Origin of the sequence: Streptomyces sp. NPDC086519 (assembly GCF_040686075.1) — a bacterium.
GTDB lineage: Bacteria > Actinomycetota > Actinomycetes > Streptomycetales > Streptomycetaceae > Streptomyces > Streptomyces shenzhenensis.
The window spans coordinates 1-25,949 of record NZ_JBFBJL010000075.1 but is presented as its reverse complement, the minus strand read 5'-3'; the positions used below and the strand labels follow the sequence as shown (position 1 = coordinate 25,949).

General features: G+C 70.9%; 24 protein-coding genes and 2 tRNA genes. 8 read left to right on the top strand and 18 right to left on the bottom strand.

All coding sequences use genetic code 11. The features are described 5' to 3' along the window. Positions 1-37 precede the first annotated feature (37 nt). From AB0P24_RS41150 to AB0P24_RS41105, 10 genes are all read right to left on the bottom strand, one after another. A complete protein-coding gene (locus AB0P24_RS41150) occupies positions 38-1,417 on the bottom strand; it encodes a cytochrome P450 (RefSeq protein ID WP_365803365.1) in 1,380 nt (459 codons plus the stop codon). Continuing rightward, the gene (cyc1, locus tag AB0P24_RS41145; protein ID WP_365803363.1) at positions 1,414-2,499 is read right to left on the bottom strand and encodes an epi-isozizaene synthase; all 1,086 of its coding nucleotides are present in this window, start codon (positions 2,497-2,499) and stop codon (positions 1,414-1,416) included. Before cyc1 ends, AB0P24_RS41150 begins: the two co-directional genes overlap by 4 nt. A gap of 297 nt (positions 2,500-2,796) precedes the next feature. Further along, a complete protein-coding gene (def, locus tag AB0P24_RS41140) occupies positions 2,797-3,447 on the bottom strand; it encodes a peptide deformylase (protein WP_365712045.1) in 651 nt (216 codons plus the stop codon). 154 nt (positions 3,448-3,601) lie between these two features. Then, entirely contained in the window at positions 3,602-4,582 is a 981-nt protein-coding gene (locus AB0P24_RS41135; RefSeq protein WP_365803399.1) for a hypothetical protein, read from the bottom strand. Positions 4,583-4,696: 114 nt separating this feature from the next. Then, the gene (locus AB0P24_RS41130) at positions 4,697-5,893 is read right to left on the bottom strand and encodes an HD domain-containing protein (protein ID WP_365803397.1); all 1,197 of its coding nucleotides are present in this window, start codon (positions 5,891-5,893) and stop codon (positions 4,697-4,699) included. A gap of 230 nt (positions 5,894-6,123) precedes the next feature. Next, positions 6,124-7,443: an HD-GYP domain-containing protein gene (locus tag AB0P24_RS41125; RefSeq protein WP_365803361.1), complete on the bottom strand. Its 1,320-nt coding sequence runs from the start codon at positions 7,441-7,443 to the stop codon at positions 6,124-6,126. Positions 7,444-7,594: 151 nt separating this feature from the next. After that, a complete protein-coding gene (gene rsrA / locus AB0P24_RS41120; protein ID WP_365803359.1) occupies positions 7,595-7,912 on the bottom strand; it encodes a mycothiol system anti-sigma-R factor in 318 nt (105 codons plus the stop codon). Then, positions 7,909-8,592 carry an RNA polymerase sigma factor SigR gene (sigR, locus tag AB0P24_RS41115; RefSeq protein ID WP_365803395.1) on the bottom strand — a complete coding sequence of 228 codons (684 nt, stop codon included), beginning with the start codon at positions 8,590-8,592 and terminating at the stop codon, positions 7,909-7,911. The genes rsrA and sigR overlap by 4 nt, the downstream gene beginning before the upstream one ends. A gap of 256 nt (positions 8,593-8,848) precedes the next feature. Continuing rightward, positions 8,849-9,475 carry an alpha/beta family hydrolase gene (locus AB0P24_RS41110; RefSeq protein ID WP_365803393.1) on the bottom strand — a complete coding sequence of 209 codons (627 nt, stop codon included), beginning with the start codon at positions 9,473-9,475 and terminating at the stop codon, positions 8,849-8,851. Between the two features lie 15 nt (positions 9,476-9,490). Further along, a complete protein-coding gene (locus AB0P24_RS41105; protein ID WP_365803357.1) occupies positions 9,491-10,306 on the bottom strand; it encodes an SOS response-associated peptidase in 816 nt (271 codons plus the stop codon). Positions 10,307-10,411: 105 nt separating this feature from the next. Between AB0P24_RS41105 and AB0P24_RS41100 the strand changes: the two genes are divergently transcribed. From AB0P24_RS41100 to AB0P24_RS41085, 4 genes are all read left to right on the top strand, one after another. After that, on the top strand, positions 10,412-11,134 hold the full coding sequence (locus tag AB0P24_RS41100; RefSeq protein ID WP_365803355.1) for a M50 family metallopeptidase: 723 nt from the start codon (positions 10,412-10,414) through the stop codon (positions 11,132-11,134). A 280-nt stretch (positions 11,135-11,414) separates the two neighbouring features. Continuing rightward, positions 11,415-12,767: a 3-phosphoshikimate 1-carboxyvinyltransferase gene (gene aroA, locus AB0P24_RS41095; RefSeq protein ID WP_365803353.1), complete on the top strand. Its 1,353-nt coding sequence runs from the start codon at positions 11,415-11,417 to the stop codon at positions 12,765-12,767. A 12-nt stretch (positions 12,768-12,779) separates the two neighbouring features. Further along, a complete protein-coding gene (gene rsgA, locus AB0P24_RS41090; protein WP_365803351.1) occupies positions 12,780-13,790 on the top strand; it encodes a ribosome small subunit-dependent GTPase A in 1,011 nt (336 codons plus the stop codon). Between the two features lie 76 nt (positions 13,791-13,866). Beyond that, the gene (locus AB0P24_RS41085) at positions 13,867-14,190 is read left to right on the top strand and encodes a multidrug efflux SMR transporter (protein ID WP_181806464.1); all 324 of its coding nucleotides are present in this window, start codon (positions 13,867-13,869) and stop codon (positions 14,188-14,190) included. Positions 14,191-14,297: 107 nt separating this feature from the next. On the opposite strand, the gene AB0P24_RS41080 is transcribed toward AB0P24_RS41085, so the two are convergent. After that, positions 14,298-14,906, bottom strand: coding sequence for a TetR/AcrR family transcriptional regulator (locus tag AB0P24_RS41080; protein WP_365803349.1), 609 nt, complete (start codon positions 14,904-14,906; stop codon positions 14,298-14,300). Between the two features lie 231 nt (positions 14,907-15,137). Here AB0P24_RS41080 and hisN point away from each other — a divergent pair, with 231 nt between their 5' ends. The 3 genes from hisN (at position 15,138) to AB0P24_RS41065 (ending at position 17,223) form a co-directional block, all read left to right on the top strand. Next, on the top strand, positions 15,138-15,938 hold the full coding sequence (gene hisN, locus AB0P24_RS41075; RefSeq protein ID WP_365803347.1) for a histidinol-phosphatase: 801 nt from the start codon (positions 15,138-15,140) through the stop codon (positions 15,936-15,938). A gap of 192 nt (positions 15,939-16,130) precedes the next feature. Next, the gene (locus AB0P24_RS41070; RefSeq protein ID WP_189267621.1) at positions 16,131-16,523 is read left to right on the top strand and encodes a CBS domain-containing protein; all 393 of its coding nucleotides are present in this window, start codon (positions 16,131-16,133) and stop codon (positions 16,521-16,523) included. A gap of 280 nt (positions 16,524-16,803) precedes the next feature. Beyond that, positions 16,804-17,223: a Fur family transcriptional regulator gene (locus tag AB0P24_RS41065; RefSeq protein ID WP_365803345.1), complete on the top strand. Its 420-nt coding sequence runs from the start codon at positions 16,804-16,806 to the stop codon at positions 17,221-17,223. A gap of 189 nt (positions 17,224-17,412) precedes the next feature. Here the strand turns inward: AB0P24_RS41065 and AB0P24_RS41060 are convergent. The 4 genes from AB0P24_RS41060 to AB0P24_RS41045 form a co-directional block, all read right to left on the bottom strand. Continuing rightward, a tRNA-Met gene (locus tag AB0P24_RS41060) sits at positions 17,413-17,486 on the bottom strand. An 83-nt stretch (positions 17,487-17,569) separates the two neighbouring features. After that, positions 17,570-19,423: a tetratricopeptide repeat protein gene (locus AB0P24_RS41055; protein WP_365803343.1), complete on the bottom strand. Its 1,854-nt coding sequence runs from the start codon at positions 19,421-19,423 to the stop codon at positions 17,570-17,572. Between the two features lie 223 nt (positions 19,424-19,646). Then, positions 19,647-19,720: transfer RNA gene (locus tag AB0P24_RS41050), tRNA-Met, on the bottom strand. Between the two features lie 152 nt (positions 19,721-19,872). Next, positions 19,873-22,848 carry a UPF0182 family protein gene (locus tag AB0P24_RS41045; protein WP_365803391.1) on the bottom strand — a complete coding sequence of 992 codons (2,976 nt, stop codon included), beginning with the start codon at positions 22,846-22,848 and terminating at the stop codon, positions 19,873-19,875. Positions 22,849-23,035: 187 nt separating this feature from the next. Here AB0P24_RS41045 and AB0P24_RS41040 point away from each other — a divergent pair, with 187 nt between their 5' ends. Continuing rightward, entirely contained in the window at positions 23,036-23,578 is a 543-nt protein-coding gene (locus AB0P24_RS41040; RefSeq protein WP_365803341.1) for a PPA1309 family protein, read from the top strand. Between the two features lie 104 nt (positions 23,579-23,682). On the opposite strand, the gene AB0P24_RS41035 is transcribed toward AB0P24_RS41040, so the two are convergent. The 3 genes from AB0P24_RS41035 to AB0P24_RS41025 all read right to left on the bottom strand — a co-directional run bounded on the left by AB0P24_RS41035 (position 23,683) and on the right by AB0P24_RS41025 (position 25,593). Beyond that, positions 23,683-24,780 carry a PDZ domain-containing protein gene (locus AB0P24_RS41035; protein ID WP_365803339.1) on the bottom strand — a complete coding sequence of 366 codons (1,098 nt, stop codon included), beginning with the start codon at positions 24,778-24,780 and terminating at the stop codon, positions 23,683-23,685. A 70-nt stretch (positions 24,781-24,850) separates the two neighbouring features. Beyond that, on the bottom strand, positions 24,851-25,033 hold the full coding sequence (locus AB0P24_RS41030) for a hypothetical protein (RefSeq protein ID WP_365803401.1): 183 nt from the start codon (positions 25,031-25,033) through the stop codon (positions 24,851-24,853). Positions 25,034-25,131: 98 nt separating this feature from the next. Then, positions 25,132-25,593 carry a molybdenum cofactor biosynthesis protein MoaE gene (locus AB0P24_RS41025; protein WP_365803337.1) on the bottom strand — a complete coding sequence of 154 codons (462 nt, stop codon included), beginning with the start codon at positions 25,591-25,593 and terminating at the stop codon, positions 25,132-25,134. Positions 25,594-25,949: the final 356 nt, after the last annotated feature.

Sequence of the window (25,949 nt, the reverse complement as noted above, 5' to 3'; positions counted from 1 at the left end):
GCGCGCCGGTATCAGGCGTGCCCCGCCGGCCGGCAGGTCACCAGGGCACGGGGGCGAGCAGCAGCCGGTGCGGGCGCAGCGTGATGCCCACCCGGGTGGTGTCGTCCGACCCGGCGACCTGTTCGAAGCGGTACCTGGCGCACAGGGCCGCCGTGATCAGGCTGAGCTGGGCCATGGAGAAGTGGTCGCTGGGGCACTTGCGGTTGCCGACGCTGAAGGGGCTCATGGCGTACTTGGGCACGTCCCCCGCCCGCTCCGGCAGCCAGCGGCCGGGGTCGAAGTCGAGGTGCCCGGCGTACGAGTGCGGGTCGCGCTGGATGGCGTAGGGGCTGTAGACGATGTCGGCCCCGGCCGGAATGCGATAGCCGCCGAGCGCGGTGTCGGCCGTGGCCCGCCGCGTCAATATCCATACGGCCGGCCGCAAACGCATCGCCTCGACGACGACATTGTTGGTGTGGGTGAGCCGCCGAACGTGCTCAAAACCAACCGGATGACCGCCCGTCACGGATTCGACCTCGGTCCGTACCTTCTCGGCGTGCTCCGGGTGTTCGGCGAGGACCTGGAGCAGCCACATGATCGTGGAGGCGACCGTTTCGCTGCCCGGGGTGAGTATCGCGACCACCTGGTCGTGGATCTCCTGTTCCCCGATGGGGTCGCCATTCTCGTCCGTCGCCGCGAGCAATGCCGTCAGCAAATCGTCCGGCTTTTGACCAGATGCCCGGCGCTCGGCGACGATCTCGTCGACGAGGAGATGCAGATCGGCCAGCGCCCGGTTGAATTCGCGGTTGGCCGGCAACGGCAGCCGGTACAGCGGGCCGAGTGGTACGACCATCCGCCGGTACATACCGCGGAAGACACTTGAGAGGTCGACGCTGAGCCGCTCCGCGCGCTCGTCCATGTACGCGCCGCGCAGCAGGCAGCGGGCGGCGATGCGGACCGCGACCCGGAAGGACTCCGAGGTGCAGTCGATGGTGGAGCCGGGCTGCCAGCGCTCGGTCAGCGCATGCGCCTCCTCCTCCATGACCGGCCCGTAACCGGGGATCGCGGAGAGGCTGAACGCGGGCTGGATGGTGCGGCGTTGGCGCCGGTGGCGGGGGCCGTTGGCGGTGGCGACGCCCTCCTTGCCGAGCAGACCCTCCAGGGACTCCCACAGCGGGCCGGCGATGATGAAGTCCGGGTTCAGGGCGAGGGCGCCGGTGAGTTCCGGGGTGGTGACGGCGTACACCTCCTTGGGGCCGATCCTGAGGCGCACCATGTCGCCGTGGGCGCGCAGCCCGGACATGAAGGCCAGCGGGTCGCGGGCCAGCCGCCAGCCGTGCCCGAGTATCGGCACCCTGCCCCCGGCCAGGGGCGGTTCGCGCAGTTCACCGCGTTCGGAAGCCTCGGCGGTCGCGGGCTTCACGGACTCGACGGTCATTTCTCACCTGCCGCTTCGTTGTTGACGTACGGGGGCGTGGACCGGTCGTCCCAGCTGTCGACCCTGTAACGGCCGGATTCGTGGTGGAACCAGTAGACGGAACTGAACCAGTGCCGCATATTGCCGACGCAGGCCGTGACGGCGGTGCCGATTTCCTTTCCGCGCACGGTGCCGTCGTCGAGCCGGTCCGCGAAGCGCAGCGCGGCCCGCTCGGCCACCAGGAATTCCCGAATGCATTCCTCGACGCGTCGCCTGACTTCCTCGACCGCCTGCTCCAGGCTCATTCCCTCATGGGTGACAAGACTGATTCCGAGATTGTGCACCTCGTCGCCCGCTAATTCCTTCGGGAGCGAGCAGAGGTCGTTGTACCAGGCGGCGAATTCCTGGCTGAGCAGCGCCGTCCGACGATACGCCGGGTTTTCCCGTACGGCGTCCGGGAGTTCGGTCCCGGCGCTCGGCTCCAGCAGGTCCGTCCATATCCAGTGGGCGAAGGTGAGGCGCCGCAGGGCCAGGTACTCCTCCACCCCGGGGACGTATCCCGAGGTGCGGTTGCGGAACTCGCGGTCGTACGCCTCGATCACCGCGTGGAAGTGCCGGGCGAAGCGCTGGTTCCAGGTCGGCGGCAGGAACGAGTACAGCCGGGCGACACTGTCCGCGAACCCCGCGACCAGAGTGTCCGGGTGGTGCAGATGGTGCAGGGGTGCGTCGAGGGCCGCGTGCAGCCGGAACCGCAGCCGCCGCCAGTCGGCCGGCCTGCGGTGCACGACGTCCCGGTCATGGCGGTCGTCCCAGACGAAGAACCAGGCGCTGTAGTCGCAGATCGCCTGGATGACCTCGTCGGACGCGCCCAGGTAGTACCCCGCCATGAGGTCGGTGTAGCACAGGCCATCGGCATATTCCTGCACCTTGTCCGCCGGCATCAGCCGCTTTTCCAGCAGCCAGAGGCGGGTCTTCTCCTGTAGCTGCGGCCAATACGGGTGCAGTTGCCGGGGAAACTCGGCCTCGATCACCGGGAGGGCGAGTTGCGGTGGAACCGCGACCGCCGACGGCGCCGATGCGGTGCTGTGTGAGAAAGCGTGCACGAACAAACCCCTCTCAGCCGAGCCAGGTGCGCACACCCCTTCCGCTGTGCCGGGCGTGCGCCGTTGCGTATCCCCGCAGCCCCCATTCAGCACCACAACTGACCGGTCTGGGAACGGATTTGCTTCACTCACTACCCCCCAGCGCCGAGAATTTCCCCTTGTGTGACTGATCAGGGATCGCTGGTGATGCACAAAGGATCGAATGTGCGACGCACAGACGAGCGAATACGACCCGAACATGACGAACGCCTGGTCGGAACGGGGCCCGACCAGGCGTCACACCTGTCCCTCTGCATCTCAGTCGTTGGCGACCACGGGGTAGCGTGGCTCGTTCTCGGCCATCTGCCGCAGCGCGTCCTTGCGCTCGCGCTTGGAGAGCCGGTCGATGTACAGGTAGCCGTACAGGTGGTCGGTCTCGTGCTGCAAACACCGAGCGAAGTAGCCGGTGCCGCGCACCTTGATCGGGTTGCCCTTCTCGTCCTGCCCAGTGACCTCGGCGTAGTCGGGCCGGGCGAGCGGAGCGTAGGCGGTGGGCACCGACAGGCACCCCTCGTTGCTGTCGTCCAGCCGCCGCTTGTCGGCAGGCAGATCGACGAGCTTCGGGTTGCACACCACGCCCACGTGCCTAACGCCCGCGTCGTCCTGGCAGTCGTAGACGAAGACCTTCAGGTCGACGCCGATCTGGTTGGCGGCCAGCCCGACGCCCTCGGCGGTCCGCTGGCTGGCGAACATGTCCGCCACGAGCTGGTCCAGCTCCGCCCCGAACTCGGTGACGTCCTTGCACTCCTTGTGGAGCACCGGGTTCCCGACGACGGTGATGGGCCGCGAGGTCCCCCGCTCACGCCAGGCGTTCTCGCGCTCCTCGGTCCCCTCGGTGTCGACGACGAATCCCTCGTCGTCCACGGGGAGCACGCCCACGTGCTGCTGATCGGTGTCCTGCTGGGCCATGACCGCGGTAAGCCTTCCTAGGTAAAACGGGGGTGATGTTGCTGATACAGGGTACGTGGACGCGCCCCGTCAGGGGCGCGGGACCGTATCCGGTATGCGGCTACCGCCGCGTGGGCGCGACCGGCCCCCGCACAGCCGCACCCGAGACACGACCTCAGCAAACCTCTTCCAAATCCCGCCAGTCCCGAGAATCAGGGCTGTCCGCGACCCACCCGTCCAACAGCCCCCTCACCAGCGAGGCCGGCGCAGCCACCCCGCACTCCCGCTCCGGCACCCACAACTGCCCGTCGGTCCGGTGCCCCAGCGGCCCCGGATGCCCCGGCTCACTGTGGTCGTGGGGATCGAGATGCACCCCGTCCCCCTCGTCCGACGGCATCCGCGACTCGGAGCACATCCGGCACAGCAACCGCACCGAAGAGGACCAGTCCTCCGCCGCGAACCCGGCATCCCCCGCCAACTGCTCCAGCGCGTCCCGGTCCGCCTCCGTCGCCGCCTCCAGCAGCACCACCCAGGTCGGCACCGGCGACGGCGCCCACAGCTCGATCTCGTCGAAGACGGGGTACGCGTGCCCGGTCGCCGTCGTCCGCTCGCCGTGCGGCACCCCGTCGTGGAGGACGACCTCACCCCAGCGCCGCCCGGACGAGGGAAGCGGAATGGACTGCACCTCGATACGGGCGGGGTCCAGCCGCCGCCCCCACACCACCTCGGCCTCCCCCTCCGGGGACAGCCGTACGGCGGCACTGCCGAGGTCCATGCCGTCCGGCTCGCCGGACGCGGTGGCGCCTCCAGGCACCCGCAGCCCGTACGCCTGCCAGGCCCGCCGGGCCAGCGGCCAGTCCTGGAGCGCGGTCGCGGCGATGCCCACGTTCCACCAGTCGGGCGCCCCGGCCTCGCGGTCCAGCAGGGCCACCGCCCGCAGCCCGGCCGCACGGGCCTGCTCCCAGTCGTGCCGGAACTTGTGCAGCAGGGCGAGGTTGAACCAGGACTCCGACAGCCAGGGTTCCAGGTCGGCGGCGCGCGTCAGCAGCTCGCCCGCGTCCTCGTACCGGCCGTCGCCGATCAACGTGAACGCGCGGTCGGTGGCCTGCCGCCAGGAGGCGGAGGGCCGGTGCCGTCCCTTGCCGAAGATCCTCACGATTCCCGCCTGCCAGTTCCAGTTCCGCACAGTGGGCTGGCTTGTGCCCCCGGACATCACCCTCTCCCTCGCATCCAACCACGTACGACGTGAGGGCCGCTCATTACCCATGGGTTACCCAGCCGCGCGCAAGGTCAGACAGTCTCTGGAGAGTACGCGGGCCAGTGACTCCACGACCTCGGGAGCGTAGTCCCCGGCGGTGGCCAGGCGTAACTCCTCCAGCGCCGTCAGCGGCCCGCCGGGCCCGGAATCCCGGGCCTTCTCCTCGTACGCGTTGACGGCCCGCACGATCCGCGCGGCGACCGGCTGCTCCCGGTACGGGTCGGCCTGCCGCTCCACGACCACGGCGACCGCCGCGTCCACGCCGGTCTGCCGTACGACGGCCCCGCCGAGCAGCGCGATCCGCCGCTGCTCGGCCGCCGGCAGTGCGGCGGTGGCTCCGGCGGGCACCGGGTCGACGAGACTGAGCTGGCCGATGTCGTGCATCAGCGCCGCGTACTCCAGCACCGTGAGCTCGGCCTGGGACAGCCCCAGGTCCCGCCCGACGGCCTGGCTGAGCGTGGCCACCCGGCGGGCGTGCCCGGCCGGGGTGTACCCCGCTGTCTCGGTGGCACGGGCCAGGGAGGCGATGGTCTGCCGGTAGGTGGCCCGGACGGCCGCGTACCGGCGCAGGGACAGCTGGGTCAGGAGCAGGGGCAGGCAGAAGACGGGCAGCGCCCACAGGCCCGCGACGGCGACGGCCAGCGCCATCACCGCGCCGGTGGCGCAGACGGCGGACCCGATGCCGAGCAGCCCGCGCAGTTCGTCCCGCAGCAGCGGCCCGAACGGCCACCGGGTGCGGGAATGGGCCTGCGCGGCGGCGAGCACGGCGTCGCACAGCGCGGTGAGCACGAGCAGCGCGACGAGCAGCAGCGCGTACGCCGGTCCGCCCCACTGCTCCAACACGCCCCTGCTGTAGAGGGGTTGGAAACAGACGGCGGCGAAGGCGACGGTGAGGACGCGGCGGGCGAGGTGGTCCAGGGTGGGCCGCCGCCCGCCGGCTATGTGCGGGACGTTCCCGAGCAGCGCGGCCGCGCAGACGACGGTGACGACCTGGAGGACGCCGTCGTGCGTGGCGGCTCCGGCATCGGCGCCGAGCAGGGCGTAGGCGAGAGCGCCGGCGGCGCCGAGCGGTGCGGCCTCGCGTACCTCGGCGCCGGTCCACCGGGCCCGCTCCCCGACGGCGACGAGGACACCGAAGGCGAGGGCGGCACCGCGGTTGTCGAGGCCTTCCCAGAGGGTGCCGGCGAAGCAGCCGAGGGTGAGGAGCAGCGCGGCGAGCCGGACGCACCAGAGCGCGGCGGGACGGCGGGGGCGGGATCCCGGACCCGGACCGCCGGCATCGGGGCCCGCGCGGAACCCCGCCGCCGGACCTGTCCCGGACGACGCACCCCCGGTGTCCTGCGCCGGCCCGGCGCTGCCCGACGGCCCGGCGCTGCCCGACGGCCCGCCGGTGCCGGCGCCCGCCCGTGGTCCGGGCGGGCGCGCCGGGTCGCCGGGAGTCACGGGGTGCCTCGTCCGGCGCCTGCCCGGTCACCTTGCGGCCGACCGGTGACCGGAGCGCCGGCCGACGGGACGTCGGCGGTGACCGCGGGGTGCCAGCCGTGCCTGGCCAGCGCTCGCGCCAGGGCGTCGACGATCCCCGCGTCGAAGTGCCGTCCCGCGCACCGTCGTAGCTCCGCCACCGCGGCGGCCACCGGGCGGGCCCGGCTGTAGGAGCGCGTCGACGTCATCGCGTCGAACGCGTCGGCGACGGCCACCACGCGGGCGGATTCCGGGATCTGGCTGCCCACCAGACCGTAGGGGTAGCCGCTGCCGTCGATGCGCTCGTGGTGGTGGAGGATCGCCGCGCGGGCCTCCCCGAGGAAGGAGATCCCGCGCACCATCTCATGGCCGTACTCGGGGTGGAGTTCGATGATGCGCCGCTCCTCCGGCGTCAGCGGCCCGTTCTTGCGGAGCAGCCGCGTCGGGACGCCCAGCTTCCCCACGTCGTGGAGGATGCCGGCGAAGCGGAGCACCTCCACCCGGTCGTCGTCCATGCCCAGCTCGCGCGCGATCATCACGGAGGCCTGTCCGACCCGTTCGCTGTGCCCGCGGGTGTATCCGTCCTTGATGTCGACGGCCTGGACGAGCGCGCGGATGGTGGCCTGGTGGGCGGCGCGCTCCCGGTGGTACTGGGCGAACATCCACCACGACACGCACATCGGCAGCAGGACGAGCAGCGCGGCGACGGGACCGTAGGGGCTGCGCCAGAGCACGGCCATCATCAGTCCGGCCAGCCCGTGCACCCCGACGGGTGCGAGGGAGCGGGACAGCAGACCGCGCCAGGCGCGGCGGGCCGGCACCCTCTCCGCCACCGCGAGGATCCCGCCGTCCAGCAGCGCGAGAACGGCGGAGAAGGCCAGCACGGCCGCGGCGCAGGGCAGCAGCGCGTACGGGAAGTCGGAGTCCACCACCGCCTCCCGGCCGCCCAGCGCCCAGTGCACCCGCCCCGCGCTCCACACGGCGAGCGCCAGCTCGGCGGCCCGCCAGGTCCGGCGCAGCGCCTGCGGCCGTTGCCCGGCGGGCGCGAGCAGCGCGCCCGGCAGCGGTACGAGCGCCGCGGCCGGGGGCGGCAGCAGGAAGGCACCGGCGAGCAGCACCGGGTAGAAGGTGCCGCCCAGGCGGCGCCGTACGGCGTGCTCGCAGGCCGCGTACAGCGCGGCGAGCAGGGCGACCGCCCACCAGGGTGCGCGTACGTCGGGCAGGGGCAGCAGGCAGAGCAGCGCGGCGAGGGCGACGCAGGTCACGTACGCGCGTACCCGTGCCGGAACCGCCTCCATCTCGCCCCTCCCCCGACCATGGCCGTCCAGGCTCCGGAGCCTAGGGCGGGAGCCGGCTGGTCCGGGAGCTCATGACCGGAGGATTAGCACGTTCGGGTGATGGGACACCGCGGCGGGAACGGCTCGGCGGCGCTCGGCGGTGCTGCCGCGGTCAGCCCTCCGGCGTGACCTGGGCGGCCTGGGTGGCCGTGACATCGTGGTCCGGGACGGCCTGGCCGGAGCGGATCAGGTCCAGCCGCCCCAGCACCTTGGCCCGCAGGTCGGTGGGCACGTCGTCATGCCCGCAGCACCGCTTGACCAGCTTCTTCACGGCCTGCTCCAGCCCGTACTTCTCCAGGCAGGGGGAGCACTCGTCGAAGTGCTGCCTGAACTTGACGCGATCGACGTCCGGCATCTCACTGTCGAGGAACTCGTACAGATGATCGAGTACCTCACTGCAGTCCGTCTCGTGCGGCTCTCCGCAGCTCATGAGCCCGAGCCTTTCGCTTCGTTCGACTCTCCGGCACCGGCCGGGACGAGCCCGCGCTCACGCGCGTAGTCCTCCAGCATGCCGCGCAGTTGACGGCGGCCCCGGTGCAGCCGGGACATGACCGTACCGATGGGTGTCCCCATGATGTCCGCGATCTCCTTGTACGCAAAGCCCTCTACGTCTGCGAGGTAGACGGCGATGCGGAATTCCTCGGGGATCGCTTGCAGCGCTTCCTTGACGTCCGAGTCGGGCAGGTGGTCGAGCGCCTGCGACTCCGCGGAGCGCAAGCCCGTCGACATGTGCGACTCGGCACGGGCGAGCTGCCAGTCCTCGATCTCCTCGGCCGCGGAGCGCTGGGGTTCGCGCTGCTTCTTGCGGTACGAGTTGATGAAGGTGTTCGTGAGAATGCGGTACAGCCACGCCTTGAGGTTGGTGCCCTCACGGAACTGGTGGAAGGACGCGTACGCCTTGGCGTAGGTCTCCTGCACCAGGTCCTCGGCGTCGGCCGGGTTCCGCGTCATGCGCAGTGCGGCCGAATACATCTGGTCGAGGAATTCGAGCGCGTCGCGTTCGAAGCGCGCGGTGCGCTCCGCGGTCGACTCCGCGCTGACGCCCTGGCCCTCGGGCAGCTCCGCCTGGCCGTTGTCGGTCCCTGCGTCGGTACCGGTGACCGGACCCACCTCCTCAAGATCCCGGGCAGGACCAAAACCGATCCCACTCGTCTCGGAGGATAGAACACGACCCGTGCCTGCCGCCGCTCGAATAGGAGCGGTCTTGGCCGCCTGAAGCACCGTCCAGTCCAGCTCAGGGCTGCGCTCACGGCTCGGGCAGATGGTCGAACCCATGCGGCGGACTTCCTCTCCTTCGGCCTCGGCGCTGGTTCCCCAGCGCTTCTGTCCGCCTCAACAGTGGTCCGTCGCGCAACATTCCCGGGCGTCACCCGAGTGACGCGGTCCACGCGACGACCGCGTTCGTGATGATGGTCACTGCCTGTTCCGGTCCGGTCCCCGCCCGTTTGGACACCCCGAAACCATGATCGGCGCCCGGCACCTCGACGAGTTCGTACGCCCCGTCCGGGAACTCGTCCGGCTTCCCGAACGGGTCGTTCCCGCCCTGTACGACGAGCGTGGGCACCCCGGCGCCGAGCAGTTCCCCGGCCCGCGACTTCTCCGGCCGCCCCGGCGGGTGCAGCGGGAAGCTCAGGGCGAGGACGGCGGCCGCGCCCAGCTCCGTCGCCGTACGGCAGGCGACCCGGGCGCCGGCGCTGCGTCCGCCCGACACCACCGGCAGCCCCGGCGCGGCGAGCGCGGGCCACACCCCACGCCAACCGGCGTCGAGCGTCTTCGGCGCGGGCGCCATCTTCTTTCCGGCGACCCGCCAGGGCTGCTCGACGAGCGCGACGGTCACGCCGTGGCCGGGCAGGACCGCGGCGACCGCCTGCAGATCCCGCGCCTCGATGCCCCCGCCCGCCCCGTGGCCGACGGCCAGCACCAGCCGCGCCCGCTCCGACTCGTACCAGGTGATGCGGGCGTCCCCCGCCTCCGTACCGACGATCTTCGACATAGTCACGCCAGAAGGCTAGAAGAGCGTGCCCTCCTCGGGCCCCTCCAGCTCCTTCAGCAGCTCCGGGCCGTTGTTGCGGACGTTGCTGACCGCCGTGGAGACCGGGTAGGCCCGCATCAGGCCCTGCGGCGGCGGCGCGAGCAGCGAGCGCAGCTCCTCGACGTCCGTCCGGGCCGGGTCGAGCCAGGCGTCCCAGCGGTCGGGCGTCAGCATCAGCGGCATCCGGGGATGGATGTCCGCGAGCGTGTACGGCCCGTCGGCGGGCGCCACCGCCAGCGGTGAGGTCTCCGCCTCGGTCGTGATCACCGAGCACGTCGCCCACCAGGCCAGCGGGTGCTCGTCGGGCAGCGTGCGGTCCCGCCAGAACTCGTACAGCCCGGCCATCGCGAACACCGAGCCGTCGGCGGGCAGCACGAAGTACGGCTGCTTGCGCGGCCGCTTCTTCTTCCCCTCGACCTCCAGGTCCCGCTCCTCCTTCGCCGTGACCCACTCGTAGTAGCCGTCGGCGGGCACGATGCAGCGGCGGGCGGCGAAGGCGCGGCGGTACGACGGCTTCTCGTGCACGGTCTCGGCCCGCGCGTTGATCATCCGGGCGCCGCCCTCGGGCGACTTGGCCCACGACGGCACCAGCCCCCACTTCAGCCTGCGCAGCTGGCGAACCGGACGGCGGTCGTCGGCGTCTTTCAACGGACGGTCGAGGACGGCGTAGACCTCCTTGGTCGGAGCCACGTTGTAGTCGGGCTCCAGAGTCTCCTGGGGCTCCCACTTCTCTACTTCAAAGATTCCTGCGAGATCCTCGGGCCCACGACTGGATGCATACCGTCCGCACATACGTGCAACACTGCCAGGCCCACCCGCCGCCCGACCACCAACCCCCCGACGACGGCGCCACGCGCCGACATCTGCCGATTCACCAGAGGGAGTAACCGCCGCACCATGGACAGCACCGCCGCTCTCGCGCTGCCCGACCTCTGGGACCGTCTGACGGGCACCCAGTCCGATCCCGATCTGTGGGTGGTGCTCGCGACCCTGGTGGCCGCGCTCGCCGTGGTCGTCCCGCACAACCTGTGGCGGATATCCCGCAACGCCGTCACGATCGCCCACGAGGGCGGCCACGGCCTGATCGCCCTGCTCTCCGGCCGGCAGCTCACCGGCATCCGGCTGCACTCCGACACCAGCGGCCTCACCCTCAGCCGGGGCAAGCCGCACGGCATCGGCATGATCCTCACGGCCGCGGCGGGCTACACGGCTCCCCCGCTGCTCGGCCTCGGCGGCGCGGCCCTGCTCGGCGCCGGCCGCATCACCCTTCTGCTCTGGCTCGCCACCGCCCTGCTCCTCGTGATGCTGGTGATGATCCGCAACGCCTACGGCGTCCTGACCGTGTTCCTGACGGGCGGCACCTTCCTGCTGGTGTCCTGGCTGGCCGGACCCCAGGTGCAGGCGGCGTTCGCGTACGCGGTGGTGTGGTTCCTCCTCCTCGGCGGAGTCCGCCCGGCGTTCGAACTGCAGGCCAAGCGCTCCCGAGGCGGCGCCGGCGACTCGGACGCGGACCAGCTGGCCCGGCTGACCCATCTCCCGGCGGGCGTATGGCTGTTCCTGTTCCACACGGTGTCGCTGTGCTCGCTGATCGGCGGGGGACGCTGGCTGCTGGGGATGTGAACGGCACACCACAGCCGACCTCAGGGGCACGGGACCGTACCAACATGCGGCCCTCCGCCGCGCGGGCGCGACCAGCACATCGCAGCCGACACCAGCACAGCCGACCTCAGGGCGCGGGACCGTACCAACATGCGGCCCTCCGCCGCGCGGGCGCGACCAGCACAGCCGACCTCAGGGGCGCGGGGAACTGCGCGACAAGCCCCCACCCACCCGCAGCCGACCGGCTGCCCCCGCGCACCGCCACCGCACCCCGACCCCGGCCGCGCACTAAAGTGACCCCATGGCCGCAAACCCCACCGCACCAACCGCCCTCTGGCCCGCCCCCCACGCGCGCGGAGCCGTCGACGCGACGGTTCACGTGCCCGGGTCCAAGTCGGTCACCAACCGCGCCCTCGTCCTCGCCGCCCTCGCCTCCGAACCCGGCTGGCTGCGCCGCCCCCTCCGCTCCCGCGACACCCTGCTGATGGCCGACGCCCTGCGCGCGATGGGCGTCGGCATCGACGAGACGGTGTCTTCCAGCTCCTCCGTCGCGGGCGGCCCCGACGGCTCCGGTGAGGCCTGGCGGGTGCTCCCCGCAGGCCTCCGCGGCCCCGCCACCGTCGACGTCGGCAACGCCGGCACGGTGATGCGCTTCCTCCCTCCGGTCGCCACCCTCGCCGCGGGCGACATCCGCTTCGACGGGGATCCCCGTTCGTACGAACGCCCCCTGCACGGCGTGATCGACGCCCTGCGCGCCCTCGGCGCCCGCATCGACGACGGCGGCCGCGGCGCGCTCCCCCTCACCGTCCACGGCAGCGGCGCCCTGGACGGCGGCCCGGTCTCGGTCGACGCCTCGTCCTCCTCCCAGTTCGTGTCGGCCCTCCTCCTCTCCGGCCCGCGCTTCAACCAGGGCGTGGAGGTCCGTCACGTCGGCGCGTCCCTCCCCTCGCTCCCGCACATCCGGATGACCGTCGACATGCTGCGCGCGGTCGGTGCCCAGGTGGACACCCCCGAGTCGGGCGGCGAACCGAACGTCTGGCGGGTCACGCCCGGCGCCCTGCTGGGCCGCGACCTGACCATCGAGCCGGACCTGTCGAACGCCCAGCCCTTCCTCGCCGCCGCCCTGGTCACGGGCGGCAGGGTCGTGGTCCCCGACTGGCCGCACCGGACGACCCAGCCGGGTGACCGGCTGCGCGAGATCTTCACCGAGATGGGTGGTTCCTGCGAACTGACCGAGTACGGCCTTGAGTTCACCGGCTCGGGCCGCATCCACGGCATCGATGTCGACCTGGGTGACGTCGGCGAGCTGACCCCGGGCGTCGCGGCGGTCGCCGCCCTCGCGGACACCCCCTCCACCCTGCGCGGGGTCGCCCACCTGCGGATGCACGAGACGGACCGGCTCGCCGCGCTCACCAAGGAGATCAACGAGCTCGGCGGTGACGTCACCGAGACCGCCGACGGCCTGCGCATCCGCCCGCGCCCGCTGCACGGCGGCGTCTTCCACACCTACGACGACCACCGCATGGCGACGGCCGGTGCGATCATCGGCCTGGCCGTGGCCGGCGTACAGATCGAGAACGTGGCGACGACGGCGAAGACCCTGCCGGACTTCCCCGACCTGTGGACCGGGATGCTCGGGAGCGACGGGGCCTAGGGGCGTACGACCATGCGCCGCTACGGCAAGCACACCGACGAGGACGACATCCGCGCCCGCCCGAACCGCAAGGGCAACCGGCCGCGGACGAACATCCGCCCGAAGCACGAGGACGCGGCCGAGGGCATGGTCCTCACCGTCGACCGCGGCCGCCTGACCTGCCTGGTCGGGGACCGCACGATTCTGGCGATGAAGGCCCGCGAGCTGGGCCGCAAGGCGGCGGTGGTCGGCGACCGGGTGGCCCTGGTCGGTGATCTGTCCGGCAAGAAGGACACCCTCGCCCGTATCGTGCGCATCGAGGAGCGCGCGTCCGTGCTCCGCCGCACCGCCGACGACGACGACCCGTTCGAGCGGGTGGTCGTGGCCAACGCGGACCAGCTGGCGATCGTCACCGCCCTGGCCGACCCGGAACCCCGCCCCCGCCTGATCGACCGCTGCCTGGTCGCGGCCTACGACGGCGGCCTCACCCCCCTGCTGGTCATGACCAAGTCGGACCTGGCCCCGCCGGACAAGCTCCTGGAGCTGTACGGCGACCTGGACATCCCGTACGTGGTCACGAGCCGCGAGGAACTGGTGGCCGGGGAAGCGGCCCGCCTGGTCCAGGACCACCTCGACGGCAAGATCACGGCGTTCGTCGGCCACTCGGGCGTCGGCAAGACCACGCTGGTGAACACGCTGGTTGCCATGGACCGGCGCCGTTCGACCGGCCACGTCAACGCGGTGACCGGCCGCGGCCGCCACACCACGACCTCGGCCCTGGCCCTCCCCCTCGCCGACGACAAGGGCTGGGTCGTCGACACCCCGGGCGTCCGCTCCTTCGGCCTGGCCCACATCGACCCGTCCCGCGTGATCCACGCGTTCCCCGAGCTGGAGCCCGGCACGGTGAACTGCCCGCGCGCGTGCAGCCACGACGAGCCGGACTGCGCGCTGGACGAGTGGGTCGCCGAGGGGCACGCGGACCCGGCCCGCCTCTACTCGCTGCGCCGGCTGCTGGCGACGCGGGAGCGCAAGGAGGGCGACTGACCACCGGGGTGTTTGTCACCCCCCGAGTTCGGTAAGTGCATAATCGCACCGAGCTGGACATACGGGAGGACAGCACATGGCGTGGCTGCTGGTGATCGTGGCCGGGATCCTGGAGACCGGCTTCGCCGTGTGTCTCAAGCTCTCCCACGGCTTCACCCGACTATGGCCGACGATAGCCTTCGCCTCCTTCGCCCTGGGCAGCTTCGGCCTCCTGACCCTCTCCCTGAGGAAACTGGACGTGGGCCCGGCCTACGCGGTCTGGACCGGCATCGGCGCGGCCGGCACCGCCATCTACGGCATGGTCTTCCTCGGCGACCTGGTCTCGGCCCTGAAAATCGTCTCCATCAGCCTGGTCATCGCGGGAGTGATCGGCTTGCAGCTGTCGGGCTCCGCCCACTGAAGCGCTCCGTAAGGGGCGCGGGGCTGTGTCCGACATGCGGCTCCGCCGCGCGGGCGCGACAAGCCCCCCACCCGCAGCCGACACACAACCCGCATACCCTCCCCCTCTCACACCGGTTGCCGGCAAAGCGCCCCGCGCACCAACTCAGCGACCCCGCCCTCCCCCGGCGTCGGCGGCGCCGTGACACACGACAACGCGAGCCGCACCACCAGTTCGCACGAGCGGGCCAGCTCACCGTTCCCCCTCCCGGCTCCCGCCCCGGACAGCACCGTCACCGCCCGATCCCGCACGATCTGCACGAAGTCCCCGGGAGAGGGCAACGGCCCGTCCGCCCTCCGCTGCGCCGGCACCGCCGAGGAGGACGGCACCGCGGACAGCGCCGGCGACGGCAGCCGCTCGCTCCAGCACCCCGTGAGCATCGCCCGTACCAGCACGTTGTCCCGAGCCGCCACCGCCATCCACTCGGCCGTCGCCGTAAGGCGTTCCCGTACCTCGGTATGACTCCCCAACGCCCGCTCGACCCCCGCGAGATACCCGTCGGCCTCTCTGCGCACCAACGCCCTCGCCAGGCCCTCCTTGCTGCCGAACTCGTTGTACAGCGTCTGCCGGGACACCCCGGCCGCCGCCGCCACGTCGACCATCCGCACGGCGGCCCACGGCCGGCGCGCGAGCGCAGCGTAGGCGGCGTCCAGTAGGGATTCCCGGGCTGCAGGCATCATCGCCTCCCTGTGGGCGAGCGACCCTGCGCCCAGATTTGACGCGCACGGATCCACTGTCAAGGGTTCGCGAAGGCGCCAGGGGGCGCCCTTTCGGCCAACACGCGCGGGCGTGCCAGGGGGTGCCAGGGGCGTGCCGCAGTGTGCCGAGGTCCCGTCCCGATCACTTGCCGGTATCACCAGGCCCTCCCTTGTAGCCCCGCGCCCACCCCGGCAGATACCGTTCGTCACATGCCGGACTACCTCGATGACCTGCGTCTCGCCCACGTGCTCGCGGACGCGGCCGACGCCGCGACCATGGACCGCTTCAAGGCCCTCGACCTCAAGGTCGAGACGAAGCCGGACATGACCCCGGTGAGCGAGGCGGACAAGGCCGCCGAGGAACTGATCCGCGGCCAGTTGCAGCGCGCCCGCCCCCGGGACGCGATCCTCGGCGAGGAGTACGGCATCGAGGGCACCGGCCCGCGCCGCTGGGTGATCGACCCGATCGACGGCACCAAGAACTACGTCCGCGGTGTCCCGGTCTGGGCGACCCTGATCTCCCTGATGGAGGCGGCCGAGGGCGGCTACCGGCCGGTCGTCGGCGTGGTCTCCGCGCCCGCGCTGGGCCGCCGATGGTGGGCCGCGAAGGGCCACGGCGCCTTCACCGGCCGCAGCCTGTCCTCGGCGAGCCGCCTGCGCGTCTCCAAGGTCTCGAAGCTGTCCGACGCGTCCTTCGCGTACTCCTCGCTGAGCGGCTGGGAGGAGCGAGGGCAGCTGAACGGCTTCCTGGACCTCACCCGCGACGTGTGGCGCACGCGCGCGTACGGCGACTTCTGGCCGTACATGATGGTCGCCGAGGGGTCCGTGGACATCTGCGCCGAACCGGAGCTGTCCCTGTGGGACATGGCCGCCAACGCGATCGTGGTGACGGAGGCCGGCGGCACCTTCACCGGCCTCGACGGCCGTCCCGGTCCGCACAGCGGTAACGCGGCCGCGTCCAACGGCCTGCTCCACGACGAGCTGCTGTCGTACCTCACCCGGCGTTACTGAAACCGACTTCTGAGGCACAACGAGCCCATTCGGGCTCACCGAGCTCAGCACATATGAGCGCGTGCGCCCTCAATTGGCCACGCGCACCCCCTTGTTGACTCCTGCTTTACCTGCCACCCTGTGAGAACCCCCACTTGTGCATTTGTGAATCGCTGAACTATCGCGGCGATTCCTTAGGAGGTGGCACCTTTCATGCTCGTCCGCGACGCCATGAGTACGGTGGTTCTCACCGTCGGCCCCGCCCACACCCTCCGCCAGGCAGCCGCCCTGATGTCCGCGCGCCGCGTGGGCGCGGCGATCGTCCACGACCCGGACGCCGGCGGCATCGGGATCCTCACCGAACGCGACATCCTCAACTCCGTGGGCCTCGGCCAGAACCCGGACACGGAGCCCATCCACGCCCACACCACCAACGACGTCGTGTTCGCCACCCCGACCTGGACGCTGGAGGAGGCGGCCCGGGCGATGGCCCACGGCGGCTTCCGCCACCTGATCGTCCTGGACGGCGGCGAACCGGCCGGCATCGTCTCGGTCCGCGACATCATCCGCTGCTGGGCCCCGGCCCGCGCACCGCAACCCGCCTAGAGGGCCTGTTGCGAAAGCGCCCTCGCCATGCCGAACGGGCCGGACCCCGACCTCCCGGGGATCCGGCCCGCCCGCCCACGGCAAGCGGTCCAGTACTGGATGGCCAGCCACGAAGGGCCTGGACCGCGGCTTCCAGCCGCCTGCCGAAGTCTTCGTCGGCCCGGCCGCTCCTGCTCGTCGGCGGACATCGACCGTACGCATTGGACTTAGTCCAATTCAAGTCTAACTCCAAAGTCACACCTGTTCGGAAAAAGGAGCCCCTGCTGTTAGGCTGAATGCCATGAGTGACCTTCTGGAACGGCTGCGTGGACGCGGATGGCGGATGACCGCGCAGCGACGCGTCGTAGCCGAGGTGCTCGACGGCGAACACGTCCATCTGACGGCCGACGAGGTCCACGCCAGAGCGGCCGCCAAGCTGCCCGAGATCTCCCGGGCGACCGTCTACAACACGCTGGGCGAGCTGGTCTCGCTCGGTGAGGTCGTCGAGGTCTCGACGGACAAGCGCGCCAAGCGGTACGACCCGAACGCGCACCAGCCGCACCATCACCTGGTCTGCGCCCGCTGCGGGGCGATCCGCGACGTCCACCCGACCGGCAACCCGCTGGCCGACCTCCCCGCCTCGGAGCGCTTCGGCTTCACGGTCTCCGACGTCGAGGTGACGTACCGCGGCCTGTGCCCGGACTGCGCGGCACTCGTCTGACGTAGATGCGTTCCCGAAGGCCCCGGCACTCGCTCGCGGTGAGCGCCGGGGTCTTCGTCATGCTCCATGAGGACGCATGCCTGAGGACGCATGCATGAGGACGCATGCGGGCGCATGAGCATGAGGGCGCACGGGGCACAAACACCGAGGGCCGGAATCCGTTTCCGGACTCCGGCCCTCGACCTTCAGTAGCGGGGACAGGATTTGAACCTGCGACCTCTGGGTTATGAGCCCAGCGAGCTACCGAGCTGCTCCACCCCGCGTCGATGAACGCAACACTACGTGAGGGACACGGACGGAGGCAAATCAATACCGGTCGACCCTCCTGACCTGCGAGAACGCCGGCCTACGCCGACAGCTCCTCCCGCAGCGCGTCCCGGAGCCGTCCCGCCCGCTCGGTCACCTCCGCCGGGCCCAGCGCCACCGCCCGGTCGGCCCAACGCTGTCCCTCGGCCAGCTCGCCACGACGCGCGTAGACCAGAGCGAGCCGCAACGCCGCCCGCCCGTGCCCCGCGTCGGCGGCCCGCTCCCACCACACGGCCGCCTCCGGCTCGCTCCCCTCCCGCGCCAGCAGCAGCCCGAGATTGAACGCGCCGTTGCGCGACCCGGCCTCGGCCGCCGCCCGGTACCAACGCGCCGCCTCCACCACGTCCCCGCGCGCCGCGGCCAGCATCCCGACCCGCACCTGGGCCCGCCGGTGCCCCTGCGTGGCGGCCCGCTCGTACCACTCCTCGCACTCGGTCTTCACGTTCAGGGACGACTCGCCGAGCTCGTGCTCGGGCACCGGCGGCCGGCGCGCGTCGAGGACGGCGGCGAGCCGGTAGGCGGCCTCGGCGCTGCCCCCGCCCGCCGCACACCGCAGGTGGCGCTCGGCGGCGGCCTCGTCGCCCTCGCGCAGCCGGGCGATGCCGACCTGCAAGGCCGCCTCCGTGTGCCCGGCGGCGGCCGCCTGCTCGTAGCAGCGCAGCGCGACCCGGTCCTCGCCCCGACCGGCGTACAGGATGCCGAGGTTGAACGCGGCGTCCACGCTGCCCGCCTCCGCCGCCTTGGAGAACCACGGTTCGGCGCCGCTCGTGTCGCCGACCTGGAGCAGCAGGACGGCGAGCGCGTTCGCGGCCTCGCGGTGCCCGGCGTACGCGGCCCGCCGGTACCACTGCTCGGCCTGCGCGGTCCGCCCCTGCTCGGCGCAGAGCAGCCCGAGGTTGTACGCCCCGTTGTCGTCGCCGGCGTCCATCGCGGCCCGGTACCAGCGCTCGGCGGTCTGGGTCTCGCCGCGCTCGGCGTGCAGCGCGCCGAGCGCGTTCGCCGCGTTGCCGTCGCCGTCCTGGGCGGCTCGCAGCCACCAGACGGCGGCGCTCTCGGTGTCCCCGGCGTCACGCAGCAGGAAACCGAGCGCGCAGGCGGCCCTGGCCTCGCCGTCCTTGGCGGAGGTCAGGTACCAGCGCCCGGCCTCCTTGAGCTCGCCGCGCCGCTCCAGGATCGCGCCGAGGTGCAGTGCGGCCCGCCGGTGCCCGCGTGCGGCGGCCTGCCGGTACCACTGCTCGGCCTCGTCGGCGTCCGGGGTACCGGCCGCGGCCCCCGCCGGAGTCTGCGTGCCGAAACCGTCGCCACGCCCGGTCTCACCCTCGCTTGCGGCCGCCCTGCGGTCGAGCGCGCGCGCCAGCCGGTACGCCGCCTCGCGGTGCCCCTGCTCGGCGGCGGCCCGCATCCACTGTCCGGCGTCCGTGTCCCCCCGGTGCTCCAGCAGGTCGGCCAGCGCGTAGGCGCCGAGCGCGTGTCCCTGCTCGGCGGACTGGCGCAGCCAGTACTCGGCGGCGGGTTCGTCGCCGCGTTCGCGGTGGTGGCGGCCCAGCGCGTGGGCGGCGGCCGCGGATCCGGCGACGGCGGCGATCCGCCACCAGCCGGCGGCCTCCTCGGGGTAGCCGCGCTGGTGCAGCAGGACACCGAGGTTGTTGGCGGCGGCCCGGTCACCGGCGGCGGTGGCCGCGCGCAGCCGGGGTTCGGCGCCGTCGAGGTCGCCACGGCGCAGCAGCATGGCGCCGAGCACACTCATCGACTCCACGTCACCGGCCTCGGCCTGGAGCCGGTGACGTGCCTCCTCAGCGGCCTCGGCGGCCTCGTCGCGGGTCGGCTCCTCGCCCGAAGACTGCACAAAACGCCCTGTCTCGAACAGAGTTGCCTTGTCCCCCATAACGTTCATCGTCGCACCACCTGCAACCTGGGTACACCACGTATACCGCAGACCGTGAGGTCACTTCAGCGTTTTGTCGACATGCCCACAGAACGACAAGTCAAACACATCTCAGCCAACTCCCCACAGCGGCGCGGCGATCCGGTCCACCGGTACATGCGTTCGCCGCCCGTCCGGACACCGGAACGCACGAAGGCCCGGATCCCAAGAGGATCCGGGCCTTCGACTTCAGTAGCGGGGACAGGATTTGAACCTGCGACCTCTGGGTTATGAGCCCAGCGAGCTACCGAGCTGCTCCACCCCGCGCCGTTGCAGTCAAACCGTACCACGGCGCGGGGCTGCTTGATCACCAGCTCGGGATCACCCCACTCGGATCACCGACTCGCAGTCAGTCGCCCGGGACCATCCGCTTGAGACCATCCGCTTGGGACCAACCGCTTCGGACCGTCCGCTTGGGATCATCCGCTTGGGCTGGAACTTCCGCTCGGACTGGGGCTGGTACTCGCCGCGGGACTCGGACTGCCGCCGGCTTCGGGACTCGGGCTGCTGCTCGCCGTCGTGCCGCCGCCGCTGGCCCTGCCCGCCTTGGACTGTGCGTCCTCGGCCCGCTTCAGAGCCTCCTGGAGCTGTTCCTGCGCCTTGCCGTACGCCGTCCAGTCGCCCTTCTTCAGGGCCTCCTGACCCGCGTCGAAGGCCTTCTGGGCATCGTTCAGCGCCTGTTGGACGGTGGGGTTGGCGGACGTCGGCGGTGTCGTCGTGCCGGTGTCCGGGGATCCCGTGTCCGAGCCGGCCGAGCCGAAGACCTTGTCGAGCGCCTCGTCGAGGGTGTTCTCGAAGGCGGTCCTGCCCTCGTAGGTCACCAGAACCTTGCGCAGCAGCGGGTACTTGACCCCGGCACCGCGTACGTAGACCGGCTCCGCGTACAGCAGGCCGCCGTCCAGCGGCACGGTGAGCAGATTGCCGTACTCCACCTCGGAGTCGCCGCCCTTGAGGAGTTTGATGGCGGCGGCGATGTCCTGTTCGGAGTTGAACTTGCTCTGGACCTGCTTGGGTCCGTCGACGGTCGTACTGGTCGGCAGTTTCAGGATTCTGATCTTGCCGTAGTCCTTCGAACCGGCCTCGGAGTCGACCGACATGAACGCGCTGAGGTTGTCCCGGCCGTTGGGCGTGAACGTCGTCGACAACGAGAACGCCTGCGCGCTCTGGTCGGGCATCTTCATGCTCAGGTAGTACGGCGGCACGGCGTCGCCCGAGTTGTTGCTCGGGTCGTCCGGCACCTGCCACACCTCGCTGCCGGTCAGGAACGTCTGGGCGTCCGTCACGTGGTAGCGGGTGAGCAGCTCGCGCTGCACCTTGAACAGGTCCTGCGGGTAGCGGAGATGGTCCATCAGGTCCTGCGAGATGGCGCTCTTGGGCTGCACCGTGCCGGGGAAGGCCTTCATCCAGGTCTTCAGCACCGGGTCCTTCGTGTCCCACTGGTAGAGCTTGACCTCGCCGGTGTACGCGTCGACGGTCGCCTTCACCGAGTTGCGGATGTAGTTGACCTGGTTCTGCTGGGCCACCACCGCACGGGAGTTGTTGGTCGCGGTCAGCGAGTCGGCGGTCGTGTCACCGAGGGTGGTACGGGAGGCGTAGGGATATCCGTTCGACGTCGTGTACGCGTCGACGATCCACTGGATACGGCCCTTCACCACGGCCGGGTAGGCGTCGCCGTCGATGGTCAGCCAGGGGGCGACCGCCTCGACGCGCTCCTTGGGCGTGCGGTTGTACAGGATCCGCGAGCCCTCGCCGATCGCGCCGGAGTACAGGATCTGCGGCTCGTTGAACGCCACCGCGTACGCGGCCCGGTTGATCGCGCTGGAGAGGCTGACCCCGCTCTTGCCCGCGTAGCTGGTGGTCTTCTCGCCGTTGTCGTCGGAGTAGTCGATCTCCTTCTGGGGACCGCCGACGATCGAGTACGTGGTCGTCTTCTCACCGTAGTAGACGCGCTGCTGGTACGTGCCCAGGGCGCCCGTGGACGGCAGGTCGGACTCGGTGAAGACCGGCTGGCCCTGGTCGTCGGCCTCGGTGCCCTTGGCGGCGACCACGCCGTAGCCGTGGGTGTACCGGAAGTGGTCGTTGATCCAGTTGTTCTTCGGGATGCCGGCCAGGTTCAGCTCGCGCAGCCCGATGACGGTGTCCTGGACCTTGCCGTCCTTGGTGTAGCGGTCCACGTCCAGATTGGTCGGGAACGCGTAGTAGTTCCGCATCTGCTGGAGCTGCTGGAACGTCGGCGACACGATGTTCGGGTCCATGATCCGGATGCTCGCCGTGGTGCCGACGTCGTTCCGGAGTTTGGTCTTGTCCGTGGTGGTGCTCTTGCCCGTGTACTCGGTGACCTGGGTGTCGTCGATGCCGTACGCCTCGCGGGTCGCCTTGAGGTTCTTCTGGACGTACGGGGCTTCCTTGGCCTGCTCGTTGGGCTGGACCTGGAACTTCTGGACAATCGCCGGATAGAGGCCGCCGATGAGGATCGCGGACAGGACCATCAGGCCGAAGCCGATGACGGGCAGCTGCCAGGTGCGCCGCCACAGGGTGGCGAAGAACAGCAGCGCGCAGATCACCGCGATGCAGAACAGGATCGTCTTGGCCGGCAGATACGCGTTCGCGTCGACGTACCTGAGGCCGGTCCAGTTGTCGGTGGCCTTGAAGTCGCTGGACTTGACGGCCAGTCCGTAGCGGTCGAGCCAGTAGGCGACCGCCTTGAGGGCGACGAAGATGCCGAGCAGCACCGAGAGGTGTCCGGTCGCGGCACCGGTGGCGCGCGCGCCGGGGCTGGTGACGCGCAACCCGCCGTACAGGTAGTGGGTGAGCGCGGCGGAGATCAGGGACAGGATCGCGGTGGCGAAGCCGAAGCCCAGCAGGAAGCGGTACCAGGGCAGGTCGAAGGCGTAGAAGGAGACGTCGAGGTGGAACTGCGGGTCCTTCTGGTGGAAGGGCACGCCGTTGACCCACATCAGCCAGGTGCGCCACTGGCCCGCCGCGGACGCGCCGGCGATCAGCCCGACCAGCGCGGTGACCGCGAGCAGGAGCCACTTCTTGTACGGCGCGATGCCCATCCGGTAGCGGTCGAGGCTCTGCTGCTCCATGGACATGGCGCTCAGCGGGGGCCGCAGCCGGTGGGCCAGCCAGATGTTGAACCCCACCGCGGCGGCCATCAGCAGACCGAAGACGGAGAACAGCCCGATCTTGGTCCACAGGGTGGTGGTGAACACCGAGGAGTAGTGCACCGACCGGTACCAGAGCCAGTCCGTCCAGAAGCCCGCGAACATGGTGAACGCCATGCCGAGCACGGCAAGGACGCCCAGTGTCAGGAGCAGGGTCCGAACCCGCCGGGACGGGCGTCCCGTCGCTCTGATCCGTGGCCCCGTCGGGCCTCCGCCGCGGTCCGGCATCTGGAAAGCCAAGGTGCGCACCTCGAAGTTCGCTGTTTGATTCGCTGTTGATCCGCCGTTGTTGCGTCAGGCCCTCTTGTTCGCGGGCCGGACGTGTCCCCCTGTGATCGCGGGGCCACACCTATGCAACTTACTCACGGCTTACTCGGTTCCCGATTCCGGCCAGGAACGAGGCAGGATTGTGACCATGTCCAACACTCCCATGGCAGCGAACCCGCTCACCCGGGCCGTGCTCGAAATCGACGAGTACGCCTCCGGCCTCGGCTGGGACCAGCCCGCTCGCCTCTTCGCCCTCGTCGACACCGCACGGCTGCGCACCCAGGAACCGGCTCTCGCCGCCCAGCTCGGTCTGGAGGACGAGTCCGCGACCACCGGTCTCACACCCATCGAGCAGGACGAAGTGCCAACGGACAAGGCGCTGGACGAGTTCCTGGGCACCATCGCCTGGCCGGACGCGGTGGTCGGCTGCGCGCTCACCGTGGAGCGGCTGATGCTGCCGCCGTCCGCCGAGTCCCAGGTCCCCGAGGGGCTGAGCGAGGCCAAGCTGACCAAGTGGGTGGCGAGCCACCCCGACCGTCAGGAGGTCCGGATGACGGTCGGCGTGCTGCGCGACGGCAGCCGTGACGCGGCGGTGCGCCTGCGCGAGAAGGACTCGCCGACGGAGGTCCTCACCGGTCCCGACCTGGTGCCGGGCCTGGCGGACGCGCTGAAGGCGACGTTCGAGGACTGAGCTCACCGCCGGACCGCACCGGGAGACCCCTGACGGCACCGGCGGACGGCACCGGGGCGCCCCCTCGTCTCAGGAAGGGGCGCCCCTGCCGCGTACGCGCCGTCTCAGTCCCCCGTGGTGCACTTCGGCAGGGCACCGGTGTCCCCGCCGCGGATGTCCTTGAGGGCGGTAAGGGCGTCGTCGATGGTCTTGACCTTGACCAGGGTGAGCCCGCTCGGGGTGTCCTTGGCGGCCTCGGCGCAGTTGTCGGCCGGGGTCAGGAAGTACTGGGCGCCCTTGCTGCGCGCGCCGATGGTCTTCATCGAGATGCCGCCGATCGGGCCGACCTTGCCGTCGTCGTCGATCGTGCCGGTACCGGCGACGAACTTGCCGCCGGTGAGGTTGCCCGGGGTGAGCTTGTCGTAGATCCCGAGCGAGAACATCAGTCCCGCGCTCGGTCCGCCGACGTCGGCGAGCTTGATGTCGATGGAGAACGGGAACGTGTGGTCGGTCCCGGCGGAGATCCCGACGATGGCGCGCTTCGCGCCGCTGTCGTCGGAGGTGGTCGTGGTGACGGTGACCTTCTCGGTCCTGGTGGCCGTCTTGTTCGCCTTCTCGGCGGCGGCCTGCTCCTTGGCCGGCACGACGGTGAAGACGACGTCCTGGCCGGGCTTGTGCTTGGTCACCAGCGTGGCGACGTCGGCCGGCTGCTTGACCGCCGTGCCGTCGACGGCCTTGACCACGTCACCGGCGTGCAGCTTGCCCTCGGACGGCGAGCCCTTGAGGACCGTGGAGACGATCACCCAGGACTTCACCGGGACGCCCAGCTCCTTCAGAGCGGCGACCTTCGCGCTCTCCTGGGACTGGCTGAACTCCTCGGCGTTCTCCTGGGTGGACTGCTGCTCCGTCTTGCCGTCCGGGTACAGCGTGTCGTGCGGGACGACCTTGCTGTCGTGGGAGAGCCACCCGTAGACGGCCTCGAGGAGGTTCATCTTGTAGTCGGCGCTGGTGACCCTCACCGTGGTCATGTTCAGATGCCCGGCGGCCGCGTAGGTCTTGTGCCCGGAGATCTGCAGCACCGGCTCGCCGTCGTGGTCCCCGAGCGTGTTCACGGTCGGGCCGGGAGACATCTCCGAGTACGGCACGTTGATGAGCACTCCGGCGCACAGGAGCGCGATCAGCATCAGGGTGGAGGCGAGCATCGTCGCGGTGCGGCGTGGCATGCGAAGACAGTACGGGACGGGTCTGTCAGCGCACCGTCAGGGCCACCCGTCACACGCGCCTCGGCCGCCCTCAGCCGCCGGAGCGGGACTTCTCCATGGCCTCGCGGAAGCGCGCGTACCCGTCGAGTTCCGGCCCGTCACTGCGCGCTCTCCTGGTCCGGTTGGCCCAGCTGCCCCAGAGACCGGCACCGACCGCCGCCACAAGCGGAATCACCAACCAGACGAGCGCCGCCATGCCGACCTCCAACCCCATGAGCGTCCGCGACTGACTGATCAGCAGATTAGTCCCCCGCACTGACAACGCTCACGCGAGGGGTACGGTTACGCAAGCGGAGGTGGGACAGGGCCCATTCAGCAGGCTCCGACCCATTCCTCCGTCCCGTCCGAGAACTTCTGGTGCTTCCAGATGGGCACCTCGTGCTTGAGGTCGTCGATCAGCTTCCGACAGGCTTCAAAGGCGTCACCTCGATGCGGACACGACACGCCGACGACCACGGCGAGATCACCCACCCGCAGGTCCCCCACCCGATGCACGGCGGCCAGCGCCCGCACCGGGTACTCGGCGACGACCTTCTCGGCGATCCGCCGCATCTCGCGCTCCGCGCTGGGATGACACGAATACCCGAGCGCGTCCACATCGGCGCCCCCGTCGTGATTCCGCACCGTCCCCACGAACAGCGCGATCCCACCGGCCGCGTCGTCCCCCACGGCCGCGAAGACCTCGTCCACGGAGAGCGCACTCTCCCGAATCCCGATCAGCTTCACGGGATCGGCAGCGCCCCGCTCCCCAGGGTGATCACTCACAGCAGCCATACCCCCATCGTGCCGCACCCCCACGACCACACGAAATACGACCAACACCAGACACACACGCGTGCGGGTCCGAAGCCCCCTACAGCAACGCCGAACCCACAACTCAGCCCACCCGACACATGAGGACAAACCCCGCCCCGCACCCCCACCACCAGCCCACCCGGCGTCTGAGGACGAAAGCCGGTCGGCACCCCCACCCACCAGCCCGTCCGGCGTCTGAGGACGAAAGCCAGCCCGCACCCCCACGCACCGGCCCGCCCACCGCTTGAGGACGAAAGCCGGTCCGCGCCCTCCGCTACCAGCCCGTCCGGCGTTTGAGGACGAGGCCGTTCAGGCCGAAGCGGGGGTCCGGGGGC